The 16425-nt window shown below is 76.4% G+C and carries 19 protein-coding genes; 7 read left to right on the forward strand and 12 right to left on the reverse strand.

The genetic code is table 11. From position 1 onward, the window contains the following. Window positions 1-148 precede the first annotated feature (148 nt). Entirely contained in the window at window positions 149-1525 is a 1377-nt protein-coding gene (locus ACRYR8_RS11050) for a class I SAM-dependent RNA methyltransferase (RefSeq protein ID WP_432484555.1), read from the reverse strand. Continuing rightward, complete coding sequence (locus tag ACRYR8_RS11055; protein WP_432484557.1) at window positions 1522-3624, reverse strand: APC family permease; 2103 nt, start codon at window positions 3622-3624, stop codon at window positions 1522-1524. The genes ACRYR8_RS11050 and ACRYR8_RS11055 overlap by 4 nt, the downstream gene beginning before the upstream one ends. 149 nt (window positions 3625-3773) lie before the next feature. Here ACRYR8_RS11055 and ACRYR8_RS11060 point away from each other — a divergent pair, with 149 nt between their 5' ends. From ACRYR8_RS11060 to ACRYR8_RS11075, 4 genes are all read left to right on the forward strand, one after another. Then, the gene (locus ACRYR8_RS11060) at window positions 3774-4439 is read left to right on the forward strand and encodes a potassium channel family protein (RefSeq protein WP_432484559.1); all 666 of its coding nucleotides are present in this window, start codon (window positions 3774-3776) and stop codon (window positions 4437-4439) included. Then, on the forward strand, window positions 4439-5098 hold the full coding sequence (locus ACRYR8_RS11065) for a potassium channel family protein (protein ID WP_432484561.1): 660 nt from the start codon (window positions 4439-4441) through the stop codon (window positions 5096-5098). The genes ACRYR8_RS11060 and ACRYR8_RS11065 overlap by 1 nt, the downstream gene beginning before the upstream one ends. A gap of 239 nt (window positions 5099-5337) precedes the next feature. Next, on the forward strand, window positions 5338-6102 hold the full coding sequence (locus tag ACRYR8_RS11070; protein ID WP_432484563.1) for an ABC transporter ATP-binding protein: 765 nt from the start codon (window positions 5338-5340) through the stop codon (window positions 6100-6102). Continuing rightward, window positions 6099-7454, forward strand: coding sequence for an FtsX-like permease family protein (locus ACRYR8_RS11075; protein ID WP_432484565.1), 1356 nt, complete (start codon window positions 6099-6101; stop codon window positions 7452-7454). The genes ACRYR8_RS11070 and ACRYR8_RS11075 overlap by 4 nt, the downstream gene beginning before the upstream one ends. A gap of 86 nt (window positions 7455-7540) precedes the next feature. On the opposite strand, the gene ACRYR8_RS11080 is transcribed toward ACRYR8_RS11075, so the two are convergent. Then, on the reverse strand, window positions 7541-8569 hold the full coding sequence (locus tag ACRYR8_RS11080; protein ID WP_432484567.1) for an alpha/beta fold hydrolase: 1029 nt from the start codon (window positions 8567-8569) through the stop codon (window positions 7541-7543). After that, window positions 8566-9147: a hypothetical protein gene (locus ACRYR8_RS11085; RefSeq protein WP_432484569.1), complete on the reverse strand. Its 582-nt coding sequence runs from the start codon at window positions 9145-9147 to the stop codon at window positions 8566-8568. Before ACRYR8_RS11085 ends, ACRYR8_RS11080 begins: the two co-directional genes overlap by 4 nt. A 78-nt stretch (window positions 9148-9225) precedes the next feature. Here ACRYR8_RS11085 and ACRYR8_RS11090 point away from each other — a divergent pair, with 78 nt between their 5' ends. Beyond that, a complete protein-coding gene (locus tag ACRYR8_RS11090) occupies window positions 9226-9876 on the forward strand; it encodes a TetR/AcrR family transcriptional regulator (protein WP_432484571.1) in 651 nt (216 codons plus the stop codon). Here the strand turns inward: ACRYR8_RS11090 and ACRYR8_RS11095 are convergent. The 5 genes from ACRYR8_RS11095 to dut all read right to left on the reverse strand — a co-directional run bounded on the left by ACRYR8_RS11095 (window position 9848) and on the right by dut (window position 12702). Next, the gene (locus ACRYR8_RS11095) at window positions 9848-10102 is read right to left on the reverse strand and encodes a hypothetical protein (RefSeq protein ID WP_432484573.1); all 255 of its coding nucleotides are present in this window, start codon (window positions 10100-10102) and stop codon (window positions 9848-9850) included. The two genes, ACRYR8_RS11090 and ACRYR8_RS11095, sit on opposite strands and share 29 nt — an antisense overlap. Before the next feature lie 173 nt (window positions 10103-10275). Beyond that, window positions 10276-10959 carry a DUF3159 domain-containing protein gene (locus tag ACRYR8_RS11100; protein ID WP_432484575.1) on the reverse strand — a complete coding sequence of 228 codons (684 nt, stop codon included), beginning with the start codon at window positions 10957-10959 and terminating at the stop codon, window positions 10276-10278. Beyond that, the gene (locus ACRYR8_RS11105; RefSeq protein ID WP_432484577.1) at window positions 10956-11348 is read right to left on the reverse strand and encodes an OB-fold nucleic acid binding domain-containing protein; all 393 of its coding nucleotides are present in this window, start codon (window positions 11346-11348) and stop codon (window positions 10956-10958) included. The genes ACRYR8_RS11100 and ACRYR8_RS11105 overlap by 4 nt, the downstream gene beginning before the upstream one ends. Window positions 11349-11413: 65 nt before the next feature. Beyond that, window positions 11414-12214, reverse strand: coding sequence for a DUF3710 domain-containing protein (locus ACRYR8_RS11110; RefSeq protein WP_432484579.1), 801 nt, complete (start codon window positions 12212-12214; stop codon window positions 11414-11416). After that, complete coding sequence (dut, locus tag ACRYR8_RS11115; protein WP_432484611.1) at window positions 12211-12702, reverse strand: dUTP diphosphatase; 492 nt, start codon at window positions 12700-12702, stop codon at window positions 12211-12213. The genes ACRYR8_RS11110 and dut overlap by 4 nt, the downstream gene beginning before the upstream one ends. A gap of 112 nt (window positions 12703-12814) precedes the next feature. Between dut and ACRYR8_RS11120 the strand changes: the two genes are divergently transcribed. Next, window positions 12815-13318 carry a DUF3093 domain-containing protein gene (locus ACRYR8_RS11120; protein WP_432484581.1) on the forward strand — a complete coding sequence of 168 codons (504 nt, stop codon included), beginning with the start codon at window positions 12815-12817 and terminating at the stop codon, window positions 13316-13318. A 16-nt stretch (window positions 13319-13334) separates the two neighbouring features. Here the strand turns inward: ACRYR8_RS11120 and ACRYR8_RS11125 are convergent, their stop codons facing one another. Continuing rightward, entirely contained in the window at window positions 13335-13634 is a 300-nt protein-coding gene (locus tag ACRYR8_RS11125) for a DUF4193 domain-containing protein (protein WP_432484583.1), read from the reverse strand. 393 nt (window positions 13635-14027) lie between these two features. Here ACRYR8_RS11125 and ACRYR8_RS11130 point away from each other — a divergent pair, with 393 nt between their 5' ends. Beyond that, on the forward strand, window positions 14028-14399 hold the full coding sequence (locus ACRYR8_RS11130) for a hypothetical protein (RefSeq protein ID WP_432484585.1): 372 nt from the start codon (window positions 14028-14030) through the stop codon (window positions 14397-14399). Window positions 14400-14434: 35 nt separating this feature from the next. On the opposite strand, the gene ACRYR8_RS11135 is transcribed toward ACRYR8_RS11130, so the two are convergent. Beyond that, the gene (locus ACRYR8_RS11135) at window positions 14435-15301 is read right to left on the reverse strand and encodes an inositol monophosphatase family protein (protein ID WP_432484587.1); all 867 of its coding nucleotides are present in this window, start codon (window positions 15299-15301) and stop codon (window positions 14435-14437) included. After that, window positions 15298-16413 carry a ferrochelatase gene (locus tag ACRYR8_RS11140; protein WP_432484589.1) on the reverse strand — a complete coding sequence of 372 codons (1116 nt, stop codon included), beginning with the start codon at window positions 16411-16413 and terminating at the stop codon, window positions 15298-15300. The genes ACRYR8_RS11135 and ACRYR8_RS11140 overlap by 4 nt, the downstream gene beginning before the upstream one ends. Between the last annotated feature and the right edge of the window lie 12 nt (window positions 16414-16425).

The following is a 16425-nucleotide window of genomic DNA, read 5'->3' on the forward strand; positions in this document are numbered from 1 at the left end:
GTCCGCTTCACCGTCGTCGCGGGTCGTGCGCGTCGGGTCCGATGCTGCCACCGTCCGGGTGGCCCCGGACCGGCGCCCCACCGCGTTCGCCGACCATTTATCTCGACGTCAAGATACCACTGCGCGGCGCGGCACGCCCCGTCGGCGCTCAGCGCGCCGGCACCAGCCGAGCCACGCACTCCACGTGGTGCGTCATCGGGAAGAGGTCGAAGGCGCGCAGCCCGTCCAGGACGTAGCCGTGGGCGGTGAAGGAGGCCACGTCCCGCGCCAGCGCCGCCGGGTCGCAGGCCACGTACGCCACGGCCCGCGGGCCCAGCGCCGCGATGCGCTCCACCGCCTCCCGCCCGGCCCCCGAGCGAGGCGGGTCCAGCACGACGACGTCCACGCCCGGACCCGCCAGCTCCGGGTCGGCCAGCGCCTCCTCGACGCGGCCCTCCCACAGCTCCACCTGCTGCGCACCGTGCAGGGAGCGCCGGGCGTCGCGCACGGCGCGCGCCTCGCCCTCCACCGCCAGCACCGAGCCGCCCCCGCCCACCGCGTCGGCCAGGACGGCCGTGAACAGCCCCGCCCCGGCGTAGAGGTCCACCGCGCGCTCCCCCGCGCGGGGCTCGAGCGCCTGGAGGACCGCCTCCGTCAGCGCCGCACCCGCCCCCGCGTGCACCTGCCAGAACCCGGCACCGCTCACGCGGAACGCCAGCTCCCGCCCGCGCACCGGCACCCGCTCGCCCACCCACGTGCGACCGCTCACGCGGTGCACGCCCTCGGGGGTGCGCACCGCCACGGAGGCGGCGGGCAGCTTCGGCAGGTGCGCGCGGGCGCCCGCGCTGGGGGCGACCACGACCAGCGGGTCCCCGCCGTCCGAGCCCGCCGCCACCTCCACCGACTCCACGTTGCCGAACCGCTGGCCCAGGACCCCGCTGCCGACCACGGCGCGCGTGGAGATGGGGCAGTCCTGCAGCGGCACCACGTCGTGCGAGCGGTGCCGGCGCAGACCGGTGCTGCCCTCGGCGTCGACGGCGAACTGGGTGCGGGTGCGCCAGCGCAGACCCGGGTGCTCCGGCTGCTCGGCACCCGCGGGCAGCGGGACCTCCTCGACCTCCACGGCGAGGTCCAGCCCGGCGAGCCGCTGCAGCTGCTCGGCCACCACCTCGGCCTTCAGCGCCCGCTGACGCGGCAGCGCCACGTGCTGGAAGTCGCAGCCCCCGCACAGCCCCGGCTTCGCCACCGGGCACGGCTGCTCCACGCGGTCGGCGTCGGCCTCCAGCACGCGCACCGCGTCCGCGCGCCAGAACTTCGAGCCGTCCGAGCCCTCCGTGACGCGCGCCAGCACGCGCTCGCCCGGCAAGGCGTGGCGCACGAACACGACCCGGCCCTCGTGCCGGGCCACGCAGTGCCCGCCGTGCGCGACGGGGCCCACCTCGACCTCGAACTCGGCGCCGGTGCGGTCCGCGCCCCGCTCGGGCGCCTCGCGGGTGCGGCGGCGACGGCTCGCGCCGGGCGCGGCCGGCCGTGCCGAGCGGCTCACAGCGCCCCCTCGCGCTCGTCGCCGACGGGGCCCGCGGGACCGGACGGGCCCCGCGGGTGGGCGACGGGGGCGTCGGCACCGGCGGGCGCCGGGCCGAACGTCCCGCGGCGCACCAGCCCCGGCGCGGACCGCTCCACGCGGTCCTCCATGCCTTCCGAGCTGCTCAGCTGCCAGGGCACGCTCGCCACCATCACTCCCGGGGTGTACCTCAGCCGCGCCCGCAGGCGCAGCGCCGACTGGTTGTGCAGCAGGGTCTCCCACCAGTGCCCCACGACGTACTCGGGGACGTAGACGGTCACCAGGTCGCGCGGGTACCGCGCCCGCAGCGCCTTGACGTGCTCGATGACGGGCCGGGTGACCTCGCGGTACGGGGAGTCCAGCACCGTCAGCGGGATCGGCAGCCCCAGGGCCTCCCAGCGCGCCTGCAGCGCCGCGACCTCCTCGGGGTCCACGGCCACCGTGACCGCCTGGAGGTCGGTGGGCCGCGCGGCCCGCGCGTACGCCAGCGCCCGCAGCGTCGGCTTGTGGATCTTGGAGACCAGCACGACGCTGCGCACGCCCGTCGGCAGGGCCTTCGCCTGCGCCCCCTCGGCGATCGCCAGCTCCCGGGCCACGGAGGTGTAGTGCCGGCGGATCAGCTTCATGTTGAGGAAGAGCACCACCATGGCGAGGATCGCGATCCACGCGCCCTGGGTGAACTTCGTCAGCAGGACGATCACCAGCACCAGGCCGGTCAGGGCCAGGCCGACCGAGTTGATGGCCCGCGAGCGCTTCATCCGCGCGCGCGCCGCGGGGTCGGTCTCGGAGCGCAGGTGGCGCGTCCAGTGCCGGATCATGCCGGTCTGGCTCATCGTGAAGGACACGAACACCCCCACGACGTACAGCTGGATGAGCCGGGTGACCTGCGCGTCGAAGGCCAGGACGAGGACGATCGCCGCACCCGCCAGGGCGATGATGCCGTTGGAGAAGGCCAGCCGGTCCCCGCGGGTGTGCAGCTGCTTGGGCAGGTAGCCGTCGCGCGCGAGGATCGAGGCGAGCACCGGGAAGCCGTTGAACGCGGTGTTCGCGGCGAGCACCAGGATGACGCCGGTGGCGGCGGTCACCACGTAGAAGGCGATCGTGAAGTGGTCGAAGATCGTCGCGGCGAGCTGGCCGATGATCGGGTCCTGCACGTAGTCCTCGCCCACCGGCACCCCGTCGCGCAGCAGCTGCGTGGAGGGGTCCTCGGCGAAGCGCACGTGCGTGAGGTTGGTCAGCGCGATGATGCTCACGAGCATCGTGACGCTGATGGCCCCCAGCAGCAGCAGCGTCGTGGCCGCGTTGCGGCTCTTGGGCTTGCGGAAGGCGGGCACCCCGTTGCTGATGGCCTCCACGCCGGTCAGCGCCGCTGCGCCGGAGGAGAACGCCCGCAGGATGAGGAACGCGCCCGCCAGGCTCGTCAGCCCCCCGGAGATGTCGTGCTCGGCGGTCAGCTCGTAGACCGCGCTGGGCGCCTGCGGCAGGTCGCCGGACAGGTGGCGCACGAAGCCCCACAGCGCCATGCCGATGACCGAGACCATGAAGACGTAGGTGGGCACGGCGAACGCCGAGCCGCTCTCCCGCACGCCCCTCAGGTTCACGGTCATCAGCAGCACCACCAGGCCGCTGGCGAGCAGGGCCTCGTGCCCGCGCAGCGCCGGGATCGCCGTGGCCGCGTACTGCGCACCGGAGGAGATCGACACCGCCACCGTCAGGACGTAGTCCACCAGCAGCGCGCTGCCCACCGTGAGCCCCGCGTTGGGGCCCAGGTTGACCGTGGCGACCTCGTAGTCGCCGCCGCCGGAGGGGTAGGCGTGCACGTTCTGCCGGTACGAGGCGACCACGACGAGCATCACCACGACCACCGCCAGGCCCACCCACGGCGACACCGCGTACGCGGCGATCCCCGCGATCGACAGCGTGAGGAAGATCTCGTCGGGGGCGTAGGCCACCGAGCTGAGGGCGTCGGAGGCGAAGACCGGCAGCGCGATGCGCTTGCGCAGCAGGGTCTCGGACAGGCGCTCGCTGCGGAACGGCCGGCCGACGAGCACGCGCTTGACCGCGTCCGTCACAGAGGGCACGTCCACCGATGCTAAGCCCGCGCGGACCCGCCGCAGGTCCACCGGTGGGCCTGCGGCGGGGGACGTCCCGAGGCGGTAGCGTCGCCGCCCGGGGAGGACGCGCCGGAGACGCCGGCGCTCCCGGCCGCACAGGACGCACCGGAGGGGTCGTGCACTTCGTGATCATGGGGTGTGGCCGCGTCGGCTCCACCCTGGCGCTGACCGTCGAGCAGCGCGGGCACAGCGTGGCCGTGGTCGACCAGAACGCCGACGCCTTCCGCCGGCTGGGCACCTCCTTCGCCGGGCGGCGCATCACGGGCGTCGGCTTCGACCACGACACCCTCGTCGAGGCCGGCATCCACCAGGCCGACGCCTTCGCCGCCGTCTCCTCCGGCGACAACTCCAACATCCTCGCCGCGCGCGTGGCCCGCGAGAAGTTCGAGGTGGAGACCGTCGTGGCCCGCATCTACGACCCCGGCCGCGCCGAGGTGTACCAGCGCCTGGGCATCCCCACCATCGCCACCGTGCGCTGGACCGCCGACCAGGTGCTGCGCCGGCTCGTGCCCCAGGGAGCCCTCAGCGAGTTCCGCGACGCCAGCGGCCGGGTCGTCCTGGTCGAGGCGCCCGTGCACGAGGCGTGGATCGGCAGGCCCCTGCACACCCTCGAGGCCGCTGCCGGCGTGCGGGTGGCGTACGTCACCCGGCTCGGGCAGGGCATCGTGCCCGTCAAGGGGATGGTCCACCAGGAGGGCGACCTCGTGCACGTCGTCGTCGCCGAGGAGCGCACCGCCGCGGCCACCGCCGTGCTCGCCGCCGCCCCGGAGGAGGGAGCCTGATGCGCGTCGTCATCGCCGGCGCCGGGATCGTGGGGCGCTCCATCGCCCGTGAACTGCTCGCCAACTCCCACCGCGTGCTCCTGGTGGACCGCTCCCCCGCCGCCATGAAGATCTCCAGCGTCCCCGACGCGCAGTGGCTGCTCGCCGACGCCTGCGAGATCTCCAGCCTCGACGAGGCCGAGCTGGCCGACTGCGACGTCGTGGTGGCCGCCACCGGCGACGACAAGGCCAACCTCGTCGTCTCGCTGCTGGCCAAGACCGAGTACGGCGTGCCCCGCACCGTCGCGCGCGTCAACAACCCCAAGAACGAGTGGTTGTTCGACGAGGCCTGGGGCGTGGACGTGGCCGTGTCCACGCCGCGGCTGATGACGGCGCTGGTCGAGGAGGCCGTCAGCGTCGGCGAGCTGGTGCGCCTGTTCACCTTCCAGCAGGGCAACACCTCGATGGCCGAGTACACCCTGGACGCCGGCAGCCCCGTGGTGGGCCGCACCGTCGGGGGGATGCCGCTGCCGGCGGAGGCCGTCCTGGTGGCGATCGTGCGCGGGGACCGACCCTTCGCGCCCAGCGCCGACGACGTGCTCGAGGCCGGCGACCACCTGATGTTCCTCAGCGTCCCGGACGCGGAGGCGGAGCTGCGCTCGCTGCTCGGCGGCCCGTAGCGCCGCGCTGGTCGCACGCGCCGGGCACTGCCGGCGCGGACGCGGGGCGGGTGGGCGTCCACGAGGACCGCAGCAGGTGGGGGTGACCCCAGGAGAAGACGCGGGCCAGCCCCACCGCCACGCCCCGCGCACCTCCCTAGCCTCGCACCGTGCCCCCGCGATCCCGTCACGACGACCACCCGACCCCTCGCCGAGACGCTCCCGGCCCGGCCGGCCCGCTCGTCGCACCCCGCCCCGCAGTGGAGGGGGCCGCAACCGCGGCCGTGGCCGTCGAGGGCCTGTCGCGCCGCCGCGGCAGCGTCCGCCGCGGCCGGGAGGTCCTCAGCGACATCACCGCGCAGTTCCTGCCCGCCACCTTCACCGCCATCGTCGGCCCGTCCGGTTCGGGCAAGAGCACCCTGCTGAACTGCGCCGCCGGGTTGGACCGCCCCACCCGCGGCACGGTCAGGTGGCAGGACCAGGAGATCACCGGGATGGGGGAACGACGCCTGGCCAGGATGCGCGGCGAGCACGCGGGGTTCGTCTTCCAGAGCCACAACCTGCTGCCCGACCTGACGATCGCGCAGAACACCGCACTGCCGGCGCGGTTGACCGGGCGGCGCCCGAGCCCGGCAGCCGTGCGGGAGGCGCTGTCCCGCGTCGGCCTGGACGACGTGGAGCACAGACGACCCGCCGAGCTCTCAGGGGGTCAGCAACAACGCGTGGTGATCGCCCGCGCCCTGTTCACCCGGCCGCGCGTCGTCTTCGCGGACGAGCCGACGTCGGCCCTGGACCGCTGCACCGCCGACGCGGTGCTGGGACTGCTGCGCGGCGCGGTCGACCAGGAGGGCCGCACGGTGGTCCTGGTGACCCACGACCCGGTGGCCGCGGCGACGGCCGACCGCGTGCTCGTCCTGGACCGGGGCCGGGTGCGCGCAGAACTGCACCGACCCACCCCGCAGCAGGTCACGGACCGCCTGGCCGCCCTCCAGGGCCCGGTGGCCCCGCGCGAGGTGCCGGTGTGATCGCGGTCCCTCCCCCGTTCCCCCGGCCGCGGTCCTCGACCGCGCTCCTCGCCCCGCTGTGCTGCAGCGCCGCCGTCCTCGCGGCCTGCGCCGGACTCGTCGAGTCCGGGGTCCGCGCACCGCAGCAGGTGCCGGGCGCGGACCCCGGACCGGCCGCGGACGGGTCCTACGTCGCCGCGCTGGGCGCCACCCTGGGGGGTTTCGGCGTCCTCATGACGGTCCTCCTGGTCGCCGGCGCCGTCGCGACCTCGGTGCGCGCCCAGCGGCGCGACCTGGCCGTCCTGCGCGCCGTCGCCGCGAGCCCGGGGCAGGTCCAGCGCATCGTGCGGGCGCAGGTGCTGCAGTGCCTGCTGGTCGTCCTCGTGCCGGGACTGCTGCTGGGGCGGCTGCTGGGTTCGGCGGCGCTGTCGGCCCTCACCGCCCACGGCGCCGCGCCCCCCGGCACGTCGTACCGCAGCGGCTGGATCCCGCTCGTGGCGACCCTCGGCGCCGTGCTCCTCGTCGCGATCGCGGCCGCTCGGTGGGCCACCCGTCCGCTGGTGCGCGCTCGCCCCGCGGAGCTGCTGACCGCCGCGTCCACCGGCCGCAGGTGGGCCGGCCCCTGGCGCGTCACCACCGGCCTGCTGCTCCTCGGTGGCGGCCTCGCGCTGAGCGTCGTGACCGCCACGGTGTTCGAGGGGAACCCCCTGGCCAGCGCCACCGCCGGACCCGCACCGATCGTCTGGGCCTGCGGCATCGCCGTCCTGGGGCCGGCGGTCACCGCGCTGGTCACCGCACCGCTGCGGCTGCTGCTGCCCGACCGGGGGTGCGGTGTCCTGAGGTCCGCCGCCAGGCGCGCCACCGCTTCCCGCGTCGAGTCGGCCGCGGTCCTCGTGCCCGTGGTGATGGCCGTGGGCACCTCGCTGGGGATCATCGGGCTGAACTCCTCCAGCGCCGCCGTGGGCGCGCAGGGTCCAGCGAGCGCGTGGGGGGAGAACCTGTTGGTGTTCCTCGTCGCCGGGTGCTCGGCCCTGCACCTCCTCAACGCGCTCGTGGAGGCGGCCTCACTGCGCCAGTGGCAGAACGCCGCGCTGCGCACCGTCGGCGCGCGTCCGTCCTGGTTGGTGGGCGTGGAGGCCGTGCACACCGGTGTGCTGGCGCTGTGCGGGGCGGGCCTGGGCGTCGCCGTCGCCGCGAGCGCCGTGCTGCCCTACCAGCTGGCGCTGACCGGCCGGACGTGGGTGCCGGGCCCGGCCTCGGCCCTGTGGGTGGTCCTCGCGCTCGCGGTGCTCCTGCCGCTGCTCCTCGCCACGGTCCCCGCCGCGCTGGCGGTGCGACGCCCCCCCGTGGAGCACCTGGCGACGGCCAGGTGAGCGGGCCCCGGTCGGGACGCGGGACCCGTCCCGCGTCCCGACCGGCCGCTCCGCGCACCGCTCCCGGCGCCGGGGCGACGCCCGGCTCAGCTGGGGCGGGACGGCCCGTCGAGCTCGCCGAGGACCTGGCGCACGGCGTCCACGACGGCGTCGGGTCGCTCGCGGGGCACCAGGTGCCCGCTGCCGGTCGCCACGGTGAAGCGGGCCCGCCGGGACAGGGTCAGCAGGCGGCGCTGGCCGTCCTGCCAGATCTCCTCCAGCCGTGCTCCGGTGGCGGCGTCCAGCCCCGCGGCCGCGTAGTCCTGGGCCTGGTCGCGGGCGACGACGGCGAGGGGGAGGTCGCCGAGGAACTGCCCGCGCACCAGGTCCTCGGTGGCGCCGATCACCGCCGTCTCCTGCTCGCGGGCGCGGAAGTAGGCGGCGGTGGCGGTGACGTCCAGGAACTCGGCGCGGGCGTCGGCGGGGACCGACGGCCCCAGAAGGACCGGCGCCAGCGTGCGCAGCGCGCCGGTCCACGCCAGCGCCGTCAGCAGCCGCCACGAGGGCTGACCGGCGAACCCCGCCGAGCGCAGCAGCTCGGCGGTGCGGCGGGCGTCGTCCTCGGGGCGGGCCTCGACCAGGACGAGACCGGCCACCTCGTCCGGGTAGCGGTGGGTGAACTCCCGCACGAACAGGCCGCCCATCGAGTGCCCCACGAGGAGGTAGGGAGGTGCGTGGCCGCTGCGGTGCAGCGCCTGGCGCAGCTCGGCGGCGACGTTCGCGCCGGTGCGCGGCAGCGAGGAGGCGCTGCTGCGCCCGTACCCGGCACGGTCGTAGGCGATGGCGGTGGCGGGCAGGTCCCAGCGCTGCAGGACCCGCGCGAAGGAGGCGCTGGTCTCCCCGCTGCCGGCTTCGAGGACGACGACGGGGCCGACCGGGTCCCCGGGTGCACCCGGGCCCGCGGAGCGGCGGCGGACCAGGTGCAGCTCCGCGGTGCCGACGTCCACCCGCAGGCTGCCGGCCGGCGCGGGTGGGTGCGCGGCGCGGCGCGCGACCTGCTCGCCGGCCGCGCCACCCGCGGCCAGGGCCAGCGGGGCCAGGAGCACACCCAGCGCGGTGCGCCGGCGCACGCTCACCGCTCCCGCCCGGCGACGGCGGGGGTTCCCGGTGCGGGCGTGCGCGGGACCGCGGGGCGCGGGGCGGCCCCGGGCCGGATCGTGCACCCCAGCGCCCGGCACAGCTCCAGCGCGCACACCGCCCCCAGCAGGGGGAAGAACTGCTCCAGCGCTCCGGTGCGGGGCGGGTCGTCGACCCAGCGCTGCACGCCGACGAGCAGGGCGGCGGTGAGGGCAGCGGCGAGGGTGGTGCGCAGCACGTCGCCCCAGCACCGCAGTGCGAGAGCGCGCCCGTGCAGCGGCACGGGAGCGGGGCCCGCGGCGAAGCGGTGGGCGAAGCGCACGTCCGCCCAGGAGACGAGGCGACGGCCGTGGGCCAGGGTGAAGCCCAGGTAGAGGGCCACCCGTCCGTGAGCGGAGGTCGCCGGGGCGCCCGAGCGCAGGTGGGCGGCGGTCGCCGCGAGCAGGAGGACCCCGACCAGGGGCACGGCGGCCAGCAGCAGGCCCCCGAGGCGGGGGGCGCGCAGCGGGTAGCGGGCGAGCAGTCCGGCGACGACCAGGACCCAGGAGCCGACTTCGCAGCCGGTGACGAGCAGCACACGATCCCCTTTGCGAGTACGTTTGTGTTCGCAAAGGAATTTAACACGATCGTGTCACCACGCCGGAAGGGTTTCGACGTGCCCAAGCTCATCGACCACGCCGCGCGGGAGGTGGAGGTCGCTGAAGCCGCCTGGCGGGTGGCCGTCCGCGACGGCGTCCGCGGCCTCTCGGTACGCGCTGTCGCCGCCGAGGCGGGGTTGGCGACCGCTTCGCTGCGCCGCGCCTTCCCCACCCAGGCGTCCCTGCTGGCCCACTGCCTGGAACTGGTGCGCCGGCGCGCCGGCACCCGCCTGGCCCGGCTGCCGCACGTGGGTGGCGTCGACTCCGCACTGGCCCTCCTCACCGAACTGCTCCCGCTGGACGCCGAACACCAGCTGGAGATGGAGGTGCAGGTGGTGCTCAGCACCGCAGCCCTCACCGGCACCGGCCTGCGGCCCGTCGCCGACGCCGACGCCGCCCACGACGACGTCGCACGCGCCTGCCGCCACACCGTCGACGCGCTCATCAGCGCGGCCGACGGCACCAGCGACGGCACGGACACCGGCGCGAGCAGCCGCGCGGGAGGAGGGCTCGACGCGGACACCGAGGCCGCGCACCTGCACGCCCTGCTGGACGGACTGGCGCTGCACCTGGTGCGCCGCCCCGAGCGCGAACCCGCTGACCGGGCGGTCCGGCTGCTGCGCCACCACCTCGAGGCGCTCACCACCCGCGCAGCGATCGCCGGCTGACGCGCTCCGCCCCCGGCGCCGGTCGGGACCCCGCGGGCACGCGGTCCGTGCGGCACCGAGGACGTGCGGCGACGACCCCGGAGGCGACGACCCAGGACCCGCCCGGGCCCGTCACGAGGACACCGCCGCCGGCGAGGTGCCCGCGGAGGGCGCCGAAGTGGACGACGACCACCTGCCGCACTGCGCCGAGGGCGAGCACGTACGCCTCGCGGACGGCGTACCGCACGGCCCGCTCGAAGGTGGTGCGCCCCGCCCGCTCCGGTCCGCTGCGGCGCGGTGGTCACCACCGCGACCACCAGGGCCGGTCCCGGCCGGTCCAGGCCGGGCCCTCCACCACGGCGAGCCGGAACGGTGTCGCGATCACGACCGTGCGCAGCGGCCGTGATCCGCAGGACGCGCCTAGGGGCGCGGAACCGCCTCGTCCTCCGGCTGCAGGGGCGTGCGCCCGCGCAGCAGCAGCGCGCCGGCGACGAGCACCCCCAGCACCAGCAGCGGCCAGCCCAGCACCAGCTTGCTCACCGCCAGCGCGGTCGTCTCCCCCGCCAGGTACAGCGGGAGCTGCACCGCCACGCGCACCACGTAGCCCGCCAGGAGCAGGCCGGTGAGCTTCTGGCACAGCGCGACCACGCCGCGGTCGCGGCGCCAGCCCGCGGGGTCCTCGGTGACCGCGCCCACGAGGAAACCGACCACCGGCCAGCGCGCCACCATGGAGACGGCGAAGACGACCGCGAGAGCGGCGTTGAGCAGGATCCCCGGCAGGAACACGTCCTCGGCCCGCCCCGTGCGCGAAGCGATGAACGCGGCGACGGCGGTGGTGAGGATGCCCCCGACGGCGTGCTGGACGGTCTCGCGCCGCGCGATCCGCGCGACGAGGGCCACCAGCAGCACGGCCACCGAGGCGCCGACGGAGACCAGCACGTCGGAGGTCGCGATCCAGCCGATCAGGAAGGCCAGCGCCGGGGCCGCGGAGTCCAGCATCCCCCGCCACCCGCCCAGGGCGACCGACAGCCGCCGGCGCACGAGCTCCTCCACGGTCGCCGGAGCCGCCTCGGGGGCGGCGTCGCGGTCGGGAGCGGACGTCACGGGCTCTCGGAGCACAGCAGCTCGTACCCGGGGTTGAAGATGACCCGCTGGCCGTCGTCGTCGGCGACCAGGCCGCGCGCCTTGACGCGGCGGCCGGGTTCGACACCGGCGATGCTGCGCCGGCCCAGCCACACCAGCGACACCGACCCGGTGCCGTCGAACAGCTCGGCCTCCAGGGCCTGCACACCGCCGCGGGGGCGCAAGGTGACCGAGCGCAGGGTCCCGCAGACGCAGGCACGAGTGCGGTTGGGGATCGCCCGGCAGGGCGTCCCGCCGTGGCGCACGGCGTCCTCCTGAGCCTCCTGGGCCGCCAGGTCCGACTCGGAAGCGGTGAAGCGCTGCAACGCGCGTCGCCACAGGGGCGTGCTCAGCACCGAGGACTTCGACACGGGGAACAGGGTAGGACCCCCGCGGCCGTGCTGTGACCCCGTCACCCGGCCGGCGCACCGGCGGCTCAGCGCACCTCGGTGATCTCCGGGCCCCGCTCGAAGGGCTTGAGCTCCTCCCGGCCGCCCGCGGGCTCCTGCTCCTCCGCAGCGGCCGGCTGGGGCCGGGCCTGGGGCAGCGCCAGGGGGATGAGCTCGCGCGGGGCCATCGCGTCGGTGCCGCGCACCACGACGACGTCGCGCACGACGTCCTCCAGGGCCTGCGCGGCCTGCGCGTCGTGGGCGGCGGGACCGGAGAAGACGGCCCGCAGGAACCACCGCGGCCCGTCCACGCCCACGAAGCGGGTGGGCCGGTGGGCGGTGCGCCCGTCCTCGGTGCGCACCGGGAGCCGGCACAGCAGCTCGGCGCCGAAGGGGCCGGGCCGTTCCTCCACCGCACCGCCCTGGGCGGTGACGGCGGCGGCGATCTCCGCGCGGATCTCCTCCCAGACCCCGCTGCTGCGCGGGGCGGCGAACACCTGCAGCTGCGCGGCGGAACCGGCCAGGCCGACGGTGACGGCGATGACGCGCTGGCTGGTCTCCTCGACCTCGAAGCGCAGCTCCATGCCCTCGCGCCCGGCCAGGCGAAGACCGCCCAGCGCCAGGCGGCCGTCCTCCGCCGGGACCTCCGAGGCGTCGAAGGGACCGCGGGAGCGGTCCGGCACCGCGGGCGGCACGTCGCGCTCGTCCTGCGCGCCCTGCTCGGCGGGCTCCGTCCCGGCGGCGCCCCCGCCAGCGCCCGCGGTGCTCTCGGCGCCCTCGGTACTCGCGGTGCTCTCGGTGGTCGCGCCCTCGTCGTCCCTGGCGCGCTTGCGGCGGAACAGGCTCACGGTCGTCCCTCCCCGGTGGTGGTCTGGTGCGTCTGCTGGTGCGCGCCCGTCAGCGCGCCGGAGCCACCCGTCGAGCCGTGCCCGCCCTCCCCGCGGGCGGAGGCAGGCAGCCGGTCCACGGGCACGAAGCGCACCCGCTCCACGCGCTGCACGACCAGCTGCGCCACGCGGTCCCCGGCGTGCAGCTCGACGGGCTCGCGCAGGTCGGTGTTGTGCAGCGTGACGCGGATCTCCCCGCGGTAGCCGGCGTCGACGGTGCCCGGCGCGTTCAGGGTGGTCAGCCCGCGGCGGGCGGCCAGGCCCGAGCGGGGCACGACGAAGGCCGCGTACCCCTCCGGCAGCGCGATCGCCACCCCCGTGGGGACGGTGACGCGCTCGCCCGGGCCGACGACGACGTCGACGCGGGTCGTCAGGTCGGCACCCGCGTCCCCCGGGTGCGCGTAGCTGGGCAGCGCGGCGGGGTCGGCCAACACCGTCTCCACCTCCAGGGCGGCTCCGGGCTCGGCTGCGGCGACGTCGTTCACGGTCGTGGACCCTACCGGCCACCGCCCGCACGGCGCCGGGCGCCGGGGTGCCGCCGCTGCGTGAGACGCTGGTGCCGTGAGCAGCGCGCCCCGTCCCGGCTCCCCCGCACCGGCCGCCGACGGTCCGGCGGGACCGGCCGGGCCGGTGTGGCGCGAGCGGTGGTGGCCCGCGGTGACGACGTGGCTGTCGTGGTTGCCGGCCGTCGCCGGTGGCGCCCTCATCGCGCTGCCGGTCCTGGGCCCGCCCGGGGCGCTGGCCGGCGCCCTGCTCGGCGCCGCGCTGGCCGTGGGGGTGCTGATGAGCATGGCCGCGACCGTGGAGGTCTCCGGGGGCCGGCTGCGCGCCGGGCGCGCCGCCGTGCCGCTGCGGCTGGTCTCGCGGGTGGAGGTCGTACCGGCCGCCGAGCGCCGGGCGGCGCTGGGCACCCGGCTCGACGCCAGGGCCCACCTCGCGGTCCGGTCCTGGATCCCGACGGCGGTGCGCGTGCACCTGGACGACCCCGCCGACCCGACCCCCTACTGGGTGGTGTCCACCCGCCACCCCCAGCAGCTCGCGGACGCGATCGCCCGCGGCCGCTGAGAGCGGCTCACCCCTCTCAGGCGGCGCAGTCGTTGCACACGACGCGGCCGTCACCGGTGTCGTGCAGCTGGCTGCGGTGCACCACCAGGAAGCAGCTGGTGCACGTGAACTCGTCCTGCTGGCGCGGGAGGACCCGCACCGACAGCTCCTCGTTGGACAGGTCCGCGCCGGGCAGCTCGAAACCCTCCGCGGCTTCCGTCTCGTCCTCGTCGACGGTGCCCGAGCTCTTGTCCGTGCGCCGGGCCTTCAGCTCCTCGATGGAGTCCTCGTTGAGCTCGTCGTCGTTCTTGCGCGGTGCGTCGTAGTCGGTCGCCATGACCCTGCCTCACTCCGTGTTCCTGTGGTCCTGCGGCCGGCTCAACGCAGCACGGCCCCGAATGATGCCCGCACCCCGGCCCCGCCTCGACGGCGCCCCGATCGGCGAGGCGAGCACGCATCATGACCTACCGCCGCACGCACCACGAACCGGGGCGGGTCACGGCGCGTCGCGAGCCGCCACTGAGAGCGTCCGCGCAGGGGCCGCCCGTGTGGTCCCGGAGCTCCGTCCGGGACGGGCCGCAGGCACGTCCGCCGTCCACACCGACACCGCGGGAGTTGGACCGGGCTCCGACGGGCCGTAGTGTGCCGCCGTCCCCGCCGACCGGCAGGACCGCCACGCGCCCGAGCGCGCCGGCGGCCGCCGGACGCCCAGAGCTCCTCAGGAGGTGCTGTGTCCGCGCAGGATCCGCGTCCGAACGAGGCGACGACGTCCGTCCCCGACGGCGAGACCGCCCGCTCCGCCCCGCCCGCCTTCGTGGCGGAGCTGTCCGAGCGCGTCCAGCAGACGCGCGCCACCATCGACTCCGCCACCGCCGCCGGTGAGGACGAGCTCGCCGCCGCGCACCTGGGCGAGCTGGAGGGCCTGGTCGACCTGGCCGCGGCCCACGACGTCGCGCTGCCCGACACCGTGGCCTACCTGGCCGAGCAGCAGTCCACCGAGCAGTCCGGGGGGCGGCCCCTCGAGCAGCGGGTCCCCGGGCAGGCCCCGCGCGTGGTGGACCTCACCGCGACCGCTCCGCTGGCCGGCTGCACCCCCGCCTGAGCGCCCCCGCGACCGGCGGGGCGGAGGCGACGGGCTCAGCCGGCCACCTCGGCGCGCAGCGCCGCGTGCAGGCCGCCCGCTGCCGCGAGCACGCCCTCCGGCCCGGCGGGGCCGCCGTCGAAGCCGGTGACCAGGGCACCCGCCTCGCCCGCCACCAGGGCACCGGCAGCCATGTCCCAGGGCTTCAGGCCGCGCTCGTAGTAGGCGTCCAGTCGGCCCGCCCCCACCCAGCACAGGTCCAGGGCGGCGCTGCCGATGCGGCGAACGTCCCGCACGCGCGGCAGCAGGTGCGCCAGCACCGCGGCCTGCTCCGCCCGGCGCGCGGCGTCGTAGCCGAAGCCGGTGGCCACCAGCGCCTGGCCCAGGTCCACCGCCTCCGGCACCCGCAGGACGCGCTCGCGCCCCCCGACACCGCCTCCGTCGCGCAGGCTCGCCCCCTGCCCGAGCGCGGCGCTCCAGACCTCCCCCGCCGTCGGGTCGTGCACGCACCCGGCCAGGACGGTCCAGCCGGCCGGGTCCGGGCGAGCGGTGCCCCGCTCGGGGTCCAGGACGCAGGCGACGCTGACGGCGTAGGCCCGCAGGCCGTACAGGTAGTTGACGGTGCCGTCGACGGGGTCGACCACCCAGGTCAGCCCCGAGGTGCCGGGCCGGTGCCCGCCCTCCTCGCCGAGCACCCCGTCGTGCGGGCGCAGGCGCCCCAGGACCTCGCGCAGCAACCGCTCGGAGGCGTGGTCCATCGCCGTGACGACGTCGGTGGGGCTGGACTTCGTGGCGGCCACCTCCACCCGGTCGGGACGGCCGGTGCGCACCAGCTCGGCGGCCGCGGTCGCGGCCTCCACCGCCACCGCCCGCAGCTGCGCCAGCTCCTGCGCCCCCGGGAGCGCTCCGCCGGGACCGCTCACGCCGGCGCCGGGGCTCGGTAGTCCTCGCCGGTGGCCGCGGGCAGGTCGCCGCGCAGGTTCCGGCAGCACCCCACGGGGCACACGGTGTGCGAGGGGCCCAGCGCGCCGGTGGCGGGCTGCTCGGGCCGCTCCCCGCGGGCCTGCGCGGCGCGCTCCTCGACGAGGTCGACCAGCCCGGCGACGAACGCGGCGTCCGCGCCGACGGTCGCGGCCCGCGCGAACGGCAGGCCGATCTCCCCGGCGGTCTCGGCTGCCTCGGTGTCGAGGTCGAACTTGACCTCCATGTGGTCGCTGACGAAGCCGATGGGCGCCACCACCACGCCGGGCACGCCCTGCTCCTGCAGCACGCGCAGGTGGTCGTTGACGTCCGGCTCCAGCCACGGCTGGCTCGGCGGCCCGGAGCGCGAGCAGTACGCCAGGTCCCAGGCCACCTCGTGACCGCGGGCGGCGCCGGCGCGGCGGGCCACCTCGGCGGCCACGTCGAGGTGCTGGCGCACGTACGCGCCGCCGTCGCGACCCGAGACGTCGTTCATGGCGTCGGGGATGGAGTGGGTGACGAAGACCACGCGCGAACCCTCCGGCACCTCGCCCAGGGCCCGGGTCACGGCTTGCGCGTTGACCTCGGTGAACGCGGGGTGGTTGAAGTAGTGGCGGATCTTGTCGAACTCGATCGCGCGCCCCTCGGCGGCCAGCACCTCGGCGGTGCGGGCCAGGTCCTCGCGGTACTGGCGGCAGCTGGAGTAGGAGGAGTAGGCGCTGGTGAAGACCACCAGGACTCGGCGCGCACCGGCCTCGTGCGCCTCGCGCAGCACGTCGGTGGCGTAGGGCTCCCAGTTGCGGTTCCCCCACAGCAGCGGCAGGTCCGTCAGGCCCCGGGAGTCCAGCTCGGTGCGCAGCTGCGCGAGCAGGGCGCGGTTCTGGTCGTTGATGGGGCTCTTGCCGCCGAAGTGCAGGTAGTGCTCGGCGACGGCCTCGAGCCGCTCGCGCGGGATGCCCCGGCCCCGGGTGACGTTCTCCAGGAACGGCATGACGTCGTCGGGGCCCTCCGGCCCCCCGAAGGACAGCAGGAGGACGGCGTCGTACGGACGCGCGGAGGTTGTCGCAGCGCTCACCTGCCCATCATC

Source organism: Kineococcus esterisolvens (assembly GCF_050871405.1).
In the GTDB taxonomy this organism is placed as follows: Bacteria; Actinomycetota; Actinomycetes; order Actinomycetales; family Kineococcaceae; genus Kineococcus.

What these genes read in the sequence shown, in the direction of transcription:
- ACRYR8_RS11125 (WP_432484583.1), bottom strand. Translation starts at nt 13,634, where the DNA reads ATGGCGACCGACTACGACGCACCGCGCAAGAACGACGACGAGCTCAAC.
- ACRYR8_RS11065 (WP_432484561.1), top strand. Translation starts at nt 4,439, where the DNA reads ATGCGCGTCGTCATCGCCGGCGCCGGGATCGTGGGGCGCTCCATCGCC.